This window comes from Blastococcus sp. CT_GayMR20 (assembly GCF_004570345.1).
This window is the reverse complement of the sequence record NZ_SPQM01000153.1, coordinates 1-10,591: the sequence shown is the minus strand read 5'-3', so window position 1 is coordinate 10,591 and position 10,591 is coordinate 1. Positions and strand designations below refer to the sequence as shown.

At 73.6% G+C, this 10,591-nt stretch carries 8 protein-coding genes and 1 pseudogene; 3 read left to right on the top strand and 6 right to left on the bottom strand.

The window, feature by feature from the left end; all coding sequences use genetic code 11:
• The 3 genes and pseudogenes from E4P40_RS23220 to E4P40_RS23210 form a co-directional block, all read right to left on the bottom strand.
• Positions 1–900, bottom strand: a pseudogene (locus E4P40_RS23220) ([protein-PII] uridylyltransferase); the annotation flags it as partial.
• 86 nt (positions 901–986) lie between these two features.
• On the bottom strand, positions 987–1,325 hold the full coding sequence (locus E4P40_RS23215) for a P-II family nitrogen regulator (protein ID WP_135160747.1): 339 nt from the start codon (positions 1,323–1,325) through the stop codon (positions 987–989).
• On the bottom strand, positions 1,322–2,686 hold the full coding sequence (locus E4P40_RS23210) for an ammonium transporter (RefSeq protein WP_135160746.1): 1,365 nt from the start codon (positions 2,684–2,686) through the stop codon (positions 1,322–1,324). The genes E4P40_RS23215 and E4P40_RS23210 overlap by 4 nt, the downstream gene beginning before the upstream one ends.
• A gap of 258 nt (positions 2,687–2,944) precedes the next feature.
• Here E4P40_RS23210 and E4P40_RS23205 point away from each other — a divergent pair, with 258 nt between their 5' ends.
• Positions 2,945–4,057, top strand: coding sequence for a HoxN/HupN/NixA family nickel/cobalt transporter (locus tag E4P40_RS23205; RefSeq protein ID WP_245160538.1), 1,113 nt, complete (start codon positions 2,945–2,947; stop codon positions 4,055–4,057).
• 20 nt (positions 4,058–4,077) lie between these two features.
• On the opposite strand, the gene ftsY is transcribed toward E4P40_RS23205, so the two are convergent.
• Positions 4,078–5,280, bottom strand: coding sequence for a signal recognition particle-docking protein FtsY (gene ftsY / locus E4P40_RS23200; protein ID WP_135160745.1), 1,203 nt, complete (start codon positions 5,278–5,280; stop codon positions 4,078–4,080).
• A gap of 50 nt (positions 5,281–5,330) precedes the next feature.
• Between ftsY and E4P40_RS23195 the strand changes: the two genes are divergently transcribed.
• Together E4P40_RS23195 and E4P40_RS23190 are read left to right on the top strand one after the other, a co-directional pair.
• The gene (locus tag E4P40_RS23195; RefSeq protein ID WP_135160744.1) at positions 5,331–7,001 is read left to right on the top strand and encodes an alkaline phosphatase D family protein; all 1,671 of its coding nucleotides are present in this window, start codon (positions 5,331–5,333) and stop codon (positions 6,999–7,001) included.
• Positions 7,002–7,013: 12 nt separating this feature from the next.
• Entirely contained in the window at positions 7,014–7,832 is an 819-nt protein-coding gene (locus E4P40_RS23190) for an endonuclease/exonuclease/phosphatase family protein (protein WP_245160537.1), read from the top strand.
• A 7-nt stretch (positions 7,833–7,839) separates the two neighbouring features.
• On the opposite strand, the gene E4P40_RS23185 is transcribed toward E4P40_RS23190, so the two are convergent.
• Both E4P40_RS23185 and E4P40_RS23180 read right to left on the bottom strand, forming a co-directional pair.
• The gene (locus tag E4P40_RS23185) at positions 7,840–8,211 is read right to left on the bottom strand and encodes a hypothetical protein (RefSeq protein WP_135160743.1); all 372 of its coding nucleotides are present in this window, start codon (positions 8,209–8,211) and stop codon (positions 7,840–7,842) included.
• A gap of 34 nt (positions 8,212–8,245) precedes the next feature.
• A partial coding sequence (locus tag E4P40_RS23180; protein WP_135160742.1) for an AAA family ATPase occupies positions 8,246–10,591 on the bottom strand: 2,346 nt, incomplete at its 5' end.

Sequence of the window (10,591 nt, the reverse complement as noted above, 5' to 3'; positions counted from 1 at the left end):
GGCGAGCGGCTCCCGGCGCACCCGGCGGTAGCGGCCCCGCGGACGACGGACGAGCGACGCCTCCACCCGCCGCCAGGTCTCGTCGGCGACGAAGGCGAGCCGCCGGCCGGCGAGGCTGACCTCGCGCAGCAGTTCGTCCTCGTCGGGCATGCCCAGTGCGTCGGCCACGGGCCGCTGCTCCTGGCGGACCAGCACGTCGCTCGGGCGGCCGGTGCGCCGGCGCAGCTCGTCGCGCACGTCCAGGAGGAGTGCGTAGGCCGCCTCGACCTCCGCGGCCGGCTCGTCGCCGAGCTGGGCCGCGGCGACGGCGCGGAGCACCTGCCCCTCGCGCAGCCCGCCGTAGGCCTCCTTGAGGTCTGGTTCGAGGAGGAAGGCCAGCTCGCCCACCTGTCGTGCGCGGCCGCGGCGCAGGTCGCGCAGCTGCGGCAGCAGCCGGGACGCCGACTGCCGCCAGCTGGCGAGCGTCGCCGTCCGGAGCCGGGCGGCGAGCTCGGCGTCCCCGGCGACGAGGCGGACGTCGAGGAGGCCGAGGCCGGCCTTGACGTCGGTGGAGGCCACGCCGATCGCCTCGGACACCGAGCGGACGGAGTGGTCGAGCCGGATGCCGGCGTCCCACACGGGGTACCAGAGCGCGTCGGCGATGGCGGCGATCTCGGGCCGCCCCTCGTGGACGAGGACGAGGTCGAGGTCACCGTGGGGCGGGAGCTCGCGGCGGCCGAGGCTGCCCACCGCCACCAGGGCGACGCCGGCCGTGCCGGTCTGCGGGGGTGGGCCGCCGCGGCGCGGCTTGGGCGGCGGCGTGCCGCCGACGGCGTCGGCCAGCAGCCCGCCGAGCCACGTGTCGAGCGCGTGCACGCGCTCGGCACGGGTCAGACCGGGCAGTGCGCCGAGGTCCAGCACCAGTCCCCCTCGAGGATCGATCGGAAAGGCGCCGGCCGGGGCAGCGGAAGGTCCGCGTCCCCGGCCGGCGTCGCTGGGTGCTCAGTTCAGAGCGCGTCGTCGCCGCGCTCGCCGGTGCGGACCCGGACGATCTCGTCGATCGTCGTCACCCACACCTTCCCGTCCCCGATCTGCCCCGTCGAGGCGGCCTCGACGACCGCGTCCACGACACGGGCGGCGTCGAGCTCGCTGACGACGACCTCGATCCGGACCTTCGGCACGAAGTCCACCTGGTACTCCGCACCGCGGTAGACCTCGGTGTGGCCGCGCTGGCGGCCGAAGCCCTGGACCTCGCTGACCGTGAGGCCGGCGACCCCGATCAGCTCGAGGGCGTTCTTGACGTCGTCGAGCTTGAACGGCTTGACGATGGCGGTGATGAGCTTCATGCCAGGGTCCTCTCGGTGTTACGGGCCATGCCGTCGGTGGATGTGGCACGTGCCTGGCCGGCCAGTGGTGCAGTGGAACCGCTGCTGCCGAGCGAGGCGAAGTCGTAGCCCGACTCCGCGTGGACGACGTTGTCGATGCCGGTGACCTCGTCCTCCTCGGTGATCCGGAAGCCGATCGTCTTCTGGATGGCCATCCCGATGACCAGCGTAAGGACGAAGGAGAACACGAGGACGGCCAGCGCACCGACGACCTGCCGCCACAGCTGGTCGACGCCGCCGCCGTAGAAGAGGCCGTCGACACCCGCGGGGGCGTCGGCCGTGGCGAGGAAGCCGATCAGGATGGTGCCGACGAGGCCGCCGACGAGGTGGACGCCGACGACGTCGAGCGAGTCGTCGTAGCCGAACCGGTACTTGAGGCCGACGGCCAGGGCGCAGAGCACGCCGGCGACGGCACCGACGACGATCGCGCCGATCGGCGAGACCGAGGAACAGGCCGGGGTGATGGCGACCAGACCCGCGACGACGCCGGAGGCGGCACCGAGCGAGGTCGAGTGGCCGTCCCGGATCTTCTCCACGAGCAGCCAGCCCAGGGTCGCGGCGGCCGTGGCGACCAGCGTGTTGACCCAGGCGACGGACGCGGTGTTGTTCGCCGCCAGCGCGGAGCCGGCGTTGAAGCCGAACCAGCCGAACCACAGCAGGCCGGCGCCGATCATGACCAGCGGCAGGTTGTGCGGCCGCATGGCCTCGCGGCCGAAGCCCCGGCGCTTGCCGAGGACCAGGGCCAGCGCGAGGCCCGCCGCACCGGCGTTGATGTGGACCGCGGTACCACCGGCGAAGTCGATGACGGCCAGGTTGTTGGCGATCCAGCCACCGACGTGGGTGACCGCACCGTCGTCGTCGGTCAGGGTGAAGTCGAAGACCCAGTGGGCGACCGGGAAGTAGACGATCGTCGCCCAGACGCCGGCGAAGACCATCCAGGAGCCGAACTTCGCCCGGTCGGCGATGGCACCGGAGATCAGCGCGACGGTGATGATCGCGAAGACTGCCTGGAAGCCGACGAAGGCCATGGCGGGCAGGCCGCCGGCCTCGCTGGTGGTGTCCTCCATCAGGCCCTTGAGCCCGAAGAACTCACCCGGGTTGCCGAGCAGGCCGGCACCGACGTCGTTGCCGAAGGCGACCGAGTAGCCGTAGATGACCCAGAGGACGCTGATCAGTGCCAGCGCCCCGAAGCTCATCATCATCATGTTCAGCACGCTCTTGGCGCGGACCATGCCGCCGTAGAAGAGCGCGAGGCCTGGGGTCATCAGCAGCACGAGCGCCGCGCTGGTGAGGATCCAGGCGGTGTCGCCGGTGTTGACCACGGCAACCTCCTGAGGGGGTCGTCGGCCTGGGGCCGGTTCGATGGGTACGGCGCCCGTGGTGCGGCGACGTCGCGGTTACGGTGCCGTCGGCGTGTTTCTGGGGCTGTCGTTGCCGCGTTTCGAAACGGTGAACTCCGGTCCGCGTGTCCGGCCGTTGCGTTCCAGTCGTGTTGCGCACGGGCACCGCGGTGGCGGTTCTCACAACCGGAGGCGCCCCGGACTGCTTGTTGCGAACAGTTCGCAGTAGTGTCGGCGTCCGTGATCTCGAGCGTGACGGTGGGCGGACCCGAGCCGGCGGCCCCGGTCGCCCCCGGCGGGCGGCTCTCCCGCCAGGAACGGCGATCGATCAGCGGGATGGCCGGCTTCGTCCTGCTGCTGCACGTCCTCGGCTGGGGCGTGCTGGTCTTCGCCGTCGCCCCCCACGACTACCAGTTGGGCAGCACCGGGGTGCTCGGGATCGGGGTGGGCCTGACCGCCTACATGCTCGGGGTGCGGCACGCCTTCGACGCCGACCACATCGCCTCGATCGACAACACCACGCGCAAGCTCGTCGGCGAGGGCAAGCCGTCGGTCAGCGCCGGCTTCTGGTTCTCCCTCGGGCACTCCTCGGTCGTCTTCGTCGCCAGCCTGCTGCTCGTCGCCGGCGTGCGCTCGGTGGCCGACGTCGTCCAGGACGGGGACTCCGACGTCGGCCAGACCCTCGCGCTGGTCGGCACGGTCGTCGCCGGCACGTTCCTCGTGCTGATCGGCCTGATGAACCTGGTGGCGGCCGTCGGCATCGCCCGGGTGTTCCGGCGGATGCGCACGGGCGAGTTCGACGAGGCCGAGCTCGAGCGGCACCTGCACAACCGCGGCTTCCTCGCCCGGATCCTGGGCCGGGTCACCCGGCGGGTCAGCAAGCCCTGGCACCTGTACCCCGTGGGCCTGCTCATGGGGCTGGGCTTCGACACCGCGACCCAGGTCGCCCTGCTCGTGCTCGCCGCCGGCTCGGCCGCCTTCGTCCTGCCCTGGTACGCGATCCTCGTGCTGCCGGTCCTCTTCGCCGCCGGCATGAGCCTGTTCGACACCGCGGACGGCGTCCTGATGTCGCGGGCCTACGGCTGGGCGTTCCTCAAGCCGATCCGCAAGGTCTTCTACAACCTGACCGTCACGCTGCTGTCGGTCACCGTCGCCCTGGTCATCGGCGTCCTCGTGCTCAGCGGCCTGCTCGTCGAGCGCCTGGGCATCGAGTCCGGGCCCCTCACCTGGGTCGCCTCGCTGGACCTCGAGTTCGTCGGCTTCGCCATCGTGGGGCTCTTCGTCGTGACCTGGGGCCTGGCTCTGGCGGTGTGGCGGTTCGGCCGCATCGAGGAGCGCTGGGCGAAGCCCTAGTCCGCTCCCCCGACCAGCGCTCAGTCCTCCCCGCCCACCAGCCCCTCGGCGAACGCTCGGGGCTCGAACGGCGCCAGGTCGTCCGCGCCCTCCCCCAGCCCGATGAGCTTCACCGGGATGCCGAGCTCGCGCTGCACGGACACGACGATCCCGCCCTTGGCGGTGCCGTCGAGCTTGGTGAGGACGATTCCGGTGACGTCGACGGCCTCGGTGAAGACCCGTGCCTGCACGACGCCGTTCTGGCCGGTGGTCGCGTCGAGGACCAGCAGCACCTCGGTGACCGGCGCCAGCTTCTCCACGACCCGCTTGACCTTGCCGAGCTCGTCCATCAGGCCGGCCTTCGTGTGCAGCCGGCCGGCGGTGTCGATGACCACCGTGTCCACCTCGGCCTCCATGCCGGTCCGCACCGCCTCGAAGGCCACGGACGCCGGGTCGCCACCCTCCCTGCCGCGGACGGTGAGCACGCCGACCCGCTCACCCCAGGTCTCGAGCTGGTCGGCCGCCGCGGCGCGGAAGGTGTCGGCGGCACCGAGGACGACGCTCTTGCCGTCGCCGACGAGGACGCGCGCGAGCTTGCCGACGGTCGTCGTCTTGCCTGCGCCGTTGACCCCGACGACGAGACCCACGCCCGGGAGCCCGTCGTGGCGGTCGAGGTGGAGGCTGCGGTCGAGGTCCGGCCCCAGGACGGCGGTGAGCTCCTCGATCAGCAGCTCGCGCAGCTGCGCCCCGGAGGCGGTGGCGAGGACCATCGACTTCGTCCGCAGTCGCTCCACGATCTGCGTGGTCGCCGCCACGCCGACGTCGGCGGCGAGGAGGAGCTCCTCGACCTCCTCCCAGTCGGCCTCGGTCAGCTTCTCGCGGGCGAGGACGGTGAGCAGGCCGCGACCGAGCGAGGACTGCGAGCGGGCCAGCCGCGACCGCAGCCGGACCAGCCGGCCGGCCGAGGGGGGCGGCGTCTCGAAGACCAGGCCCGGCTCGGGCTCGGCCGGCGGGAGCTCGACCTCCGGGGCGGCGGTCTCGGGCGGCAACCCCAGCCCCGAGGCGGTGGCACCTGCCGGCCGGGTCTCCTCGTCCGGGGGCGACGGCCGCGGGCGGGTGAGGGTCGTGCCGCCGATGGCGTCGTCGTCCAGCCGGGTGGTCCGCCGTCCCCGGCCGACCAGCAGGCCGACCCCGGCGATCAGGGCGACGACGAGGATCGCGATCGCGATCAGCACGAATTCCATGCCTGAAGTCTCGCAGGCGGCTTTCAGGTTGGTGGGACAGTCTGGAGCACATGTCCCTCCCTGGCCGCGACGATCCGGTCCTCCTGCTCGGCCCGCTTCTGCGGCACGTCGACCCTGTCTCGGCCACCGTCTGGGTCGAGACCGACCGGCCGTGCCAGGTCGAGGTGCTGGGCCGGCGGGTGCACACCTTCTGCGTCGGCGGGCACCACTACGCCCTGGTCGTCGTGGAGGACCTGGAGCCGGGCAGCGTCACGCCGTACGACGTCCGCCTCGACCGCGTCCAGGTCTGGCCGCCGGCGGAGTCCGCGTTCCCGCCCAGCCGGATCCGCACGCCCGGCGGGGACCACACCTTCCGGATCGCCTTCGGGTCCTGCCGCTACGCGACCCCGAGCACCGTCGAGCCCGACGCAGGCATTCCGCCGGACGCACTCGACTCCTACGCCGCGCGCATCGCCCGCAGGCCGGAGGACGAGTGGCCCGACGCGCTGGTGCTGCTCGGCGACCAGGTCTACGCCGACGAGCTGACGACGGGGACGCGCTCGTGGCTGCACCTCCGTCGCGGCGGCAGGACGCCGGTCGCCCCCGCGATGGACCAGCAGGTCGCCGACTTCGAGGAGTACACCCGGCTCTACGCCGAGTCCTGGAGCGACCCCCAGGTGCGGTGGCTGCTGTCGACGGTCCCGTCGTCGATGATCTTCGACGACCACGAGATGATCGACGACTGGAACACGTCGGCCCAATGGCGTCGGGAGACCACCGGTCAGGACTGGTGGCGACACCGCATCAGCGGCGGCCTGGTGAGTTACTGGGTCTACCAGCACCTGGGCAACCTGAGCCCCCAGGAGCTGGCGGACAACAAGACCTGGCAGGCGATCCGCGGACTCGGCGAGGAGACCGACGACGCCGAGCCGATCCTGCGCGAGATGGCCGAGGCCGCCGACACCGAGCCGGCGAGCATCCGCTGGAGCTTCGTCCGCCACTGGGGCAACGCGCGGCTGATCATGATCGACAGCCGGGCCGGCCGGGTGCTGGAGGAGCAGAACCGCCGGATGCTGGACGACGCCGAGTTCGACTGGGTCGAGGCAGCCATGCGCCGGTCGGTCGAAGAGGGTGTCGAGCACCTGATCGTCGGGACGTCGCTGCCCTGGCTGCTGCCGCACGCGATCCACAACATCGAGCGGTGGAACGAGACCCTCAACGTGCGGCACGAGAACCGGTGGCGGGGGCGGTTCGCGGAGAAGGTGCGGCAGGCCGCCGACCTGGAGCACTGGGCAGCGTTCGGCGACTCCTTCGAGCGGCTGGGACGCGCGCTGACCGGCGTCGCCCGCGGGGACCACGGCCCGGCGCCGGCAACCGCGCTGGTGCTGTCCGGCGACGTCCACCACGCCTACGCCGCCGAGCTCGTCCAGCCGGGGGGCCTCGACGCCCGGGTGCACCAGCTGACGGTGTCGCCGCTGCACAACCAGGCGCCGCACCCCATCCGGATCGGCTTCCGGATCGGCTGGAGCCGGTGGGCGAGGAGGCTGACGGAGACCCTGGCGAGGAGTGCGAAGGCCGAGCCGAACGAGTTCCGGTGGCAGAAGCAGGCCGGGCCCTTCTTCGGAAACCAGATCGGCGAGCTCGTGCTGTCCGGCCGGGAGGCGCGGTTCCAGCTGTCGGTGACCGACCTCGGCCAGGAGGAGCTGCGGGGAGTGCTGGACATGTCCCTCGCGGGGGCCTGACAGGCTGGCGGCATGACTGGTGCCCAGGAGATGCGGCCGGCACCCGGCCCCGACCAGCCGCCCATCCCGGTGCGGCTGATCACGTTCAACACCCACCACGGCGTGGGTGGGGACGAGCGGCACGACCTGCCCCGGCTGGCCCGGCTCCTGCACTCGGTGGACGCCGACGTGATCTGCCTGCAGGAGGTCGACCGGTACTTCGGCGAGCGCAGCGAGGACGTCGACCAGGCGCTGCTGCTCTCCCGTGCGCTGGACATGCAGCTGGCGTGGGGGCCGGCGATCGACAACCCCCGTCAGGGCGACGGGCCGGACCGCCGTCAGTACGGCAACGCGCTGCTGTCGCGGCTGCCGATCCTGGTCAGTGACGTGCACCGGCTGCCTGGTGCCGGGGAGCCGCGCAGTGCCCTTCGCACGATGCTCGAACTCGACGGCGGGACCCTGTGGGTCACCAACACCCACCTGAGCACGGGCGAGCCGGCCCGGCGGGCCGAGCAGGTGGCGACGCTGGCCGCGCTGCACACCGACTCCATGGAGGCCGGTGTGCTGGTGGGCGACTTCAATGCCCGCCCCGAGGCGCCCGAGCTGGCCGCGCTGCGGGGGCGGTTCGCCGACTCGTGGGACCTGGCCGAGGACCGCGACGACCAGGCGGGCTGGCGGTTCTGGCAGCGCGACGAGGGGCTTACGCACCCCGCGCACGCGCCGCACCGCCGGATCGACCAGGTCTGGGTCTCCGACGGGGTCGCCGTCGCCGGCGCGCGGGTGCTGGACTCCGAGGGAGCCTCGGACCACCTGCCGCTGATGGTGGACCTGCTTGTGCGGTCCGGGGTGTAGCGGACCGTTAGCGAACGCTGTCCGTCTGCACGCGCACCCGTTCGGACGCCCAGAACGGCAGCGGCTCGTCGTCGGAGTAGATCTCCAGGCCGGCCAGGCGCCCGTGCTCGACGAAGAGCAGGACGCCGCCGATGGCCTCGCCGCTCGCGTCGAGGACCGTGCCCTCGATCGGCACGGGACCGGCGGCGGAGGAGACCGGGAGGCCGGCCGGCACGTGGAGGTCGATCATCCCGCAGCCGCACTCGCAGCCGGACGACGCCGTCGCGTGCTCCACCTGCGCCCGCAGTTCCGCGACGCCGTCGAACTCATGGTCGAGCAGCGAGTCGAGCAGCGACCGCTCCGTCCGGCTCAGGGGACGGCGCGTGGGGTCGGAGCTCACCGGTCCATCGTCGTGCAGATCGGCCAGCGCGGCATCACGCGGTCTCGAGCTCCCGCAGCCGCTGGCTGATCACGCCGGTGATGCCGTCGCCGCGCATGCTGACGCCGTAGAGGGCGTCGGCGATCTCCATCGTCCGCTTCTGGTGCGTGATGATGATCAGCTGCGACGTCGAGCGGAGCTGCTCGACGAGGGTGAGCAGCCGGCCGAGGTTGACGTCGTCCAGGGCGGCCTCGACCTCGTCGAGGACGTAGAACGGCGACGGACGGGCGCGGAAGATCGCGACCAGCAGCGCGACGGCGGTCAGGGACCGCTCTCCGCCGGAGAGCAGGGACAGCCGCTTGACCTTCTTGCCCGGCGGTCGCGCCTCGACCTCGATGCCGGTCGTGAGCAGGTCGTCGGGCTCGGTCAGCACCAGCTTGCCGTGGCCGCCGGGGAACAGCGTGGCGAAGACTCCCTCGAACTCCCGCTGCACGTCGGCGAAGGCCGCGGCGAAGACGTCGTGGATCCGCTCGTCCACCTCGCGGACGACGGTCAGCAGATCGCGGCGGGTGGACTTGAGGTCCTCGAGCTGGGTGGCGAGGAAGCCGTGCCGCTCCTCGAGCGCGGCGAACTCCTCCAGCGCGAGCGGGTTCACCTTGCCGAGGGTGGCGAGGTCGCGCTCTGCCTTCGCCGCCCGCCGTTCCTGCAGCGCGCGGTCGTAGGGCACCGGTTCCGGCTCCCGGTCCCCGGTGGCCTCGGCGGCAGCGACCTGGTCGGGGGTCGGCGGCACCAGCGCCGAGGGGCCGTACTCGGCGAGCAGGGTGGGCAGGTTGACGCCGTACTCCTCGGCCGCGCGGGCCTCCAGCGCCTCGATGCGGTACCGCTGCTCGGCGCGGGCGACCTCGTCGCGGTGCACCTCGTCGGTGAGGCGGTCGAGGTCCGCGGTGGCCGCGCGCACGCGGGCGCGGACCTCGAGCAGCTCGGCCTCCGACGAGCTCCGGGCTGACGCGAGGGCGTCCCGCTCGGCAGCCGCCCTGGCGAGCGAGGTCGCGAGCGCGGCGAGCGCCTTCTCCGCATCGGCCCGCACCCGCGCCGCGACGGCGGCGCCGCGCTCCCGTTCCGCCCGCAGGACCGCCGCCCGCTCGCGGGCGGCCCGCTCCTGGCGGGCCTGCCGACGCAGCGACTCGGCCCGCCCGTGCAGGGCGCGAGCACGTTCCTCGGCCGTGCGGACGGCGAGCCGGGCCTCGGTCTCGGCCTGCCGGGCGGCGGTGACCTCGGCGCGCAGCCGGTCCCGGACCTCGGTGGACGGCTCCTCCTCCACCGGGGCGGCCTCGGCGTCGGCGAGCCGCTGCTCGAGTCCGGCGAGGGCGGCGAGGACCTGCTCGAGGTCGTTCTCCGCACGGACCCGCGCCGCGACGTGCCGCTCCGCCTCGGCGGCCGCCGAACGGGCCGCGGCACCGAGCTCTGCCAGCTCCGCCGCGACCGCCGACCGCGAACGGTCGGAGGCCTGACGGGCCGCGAGAGCGGCATCGACGTCGGCAGAACGAGCGCCCGCAGCGTCGCGAGCCGCCGCGAGCCGGTCGGCGAGCTCGCCCGCCCGGCTCACCGCGCCGGCGAGTTCCGCCTCCGCCTCGTCGACCCGCGCCCGCACGACCAGGTTGGACGGCGCCTCGCTCTGGCCGCCCACGGCCCAGTCGGCGCCGACCAGGTCACCGGCGGCGGTCACGGCGCGCACCCGGGGGTGGGTCCGGACCAGCGACACGGCGGCGTCGAGGTCCGGCACGACCGCGACCCGTTCGAGGGCGCGGGCCATGGCGGGCTGCAGCTCGACCGGCGCGTCGACGCCGTCCAGCGCCCAGCGGAGGCCCTCGGGGAGCACCGGCCAGCCGTCCCGCGGCACGGGCGGCAGCCCCCCGGTCACGAGGAGCCCGGCCCGGCCGCCGTCGGCGTCCTTGAGGTGGGCCAGTGCGGCCGCGGCCTCCGCGACTCCGGAGACGACGACCGCGTCGGCCATGCCACCCAGGGCGGCCGCGACCGCGACCTCGTCCCCCGAACGGACTGTCAGCCGGTCGGCCAGCGGCCCCACGACCCCGGACAGATCCGCGCCGAGGAGGGCGGCGGCGCCGTCGACGGGTGTGAGCCCCTGCGCCAGGGCGTCACGGCGTGCCTGCCACGACGCCCGGTCGCGCTCTGCGGCCCGCTCGGCCTCGGTCAGTTCGCTCACCAGGCGGGCCGCGGCCGTGTGGGCGGCGACGGCGTCCTCGTGCGCGGTGACCAGCGCTGCGTCGCCGTCCTCGGCGTCGGAGAGCTGCTCGCGGCGGTCGGCGGCCTCCCCGGCGGCGAGCGCGAGGCGGGCGATCTCCGCCTCCCCGGCGGCGGCCCGCGACCGGGCGGCGGCGAA

Excerpts from the sequence above, each read along its gene's own strand:
- E4P40_RS23190 (WP_245160537.1), top strand. The coding sequence starts at position 7,014 with ATGACTGGTGCCCAGGAGATGCGGCCGGCACCCGGCCCCGACCAGCCG.
- E4P40_RS23215 (WP_135160747.1), bottom strand. The coding sequence starts at position 1,325 with ATGAAGCTCATCACCGCCATCGTCAAGCCGTTCAAGCTCGACGACGTC.
- ftsY (WP_135160745.1), bottom strand. The coding sequence starts at position 5,280 with ATGGAATTCGTGCTGATCGCGATCGCGATCCTCGTCGTCGCCCTGATC.
- E4P40_RS23195 (WP_135160744.1), top strand. The coding sequence starts at position 5,331 with ATGTCCCTCCCTGGCCGCGACGATCCGGTCCTCCTGCTCGGCCCGCTT.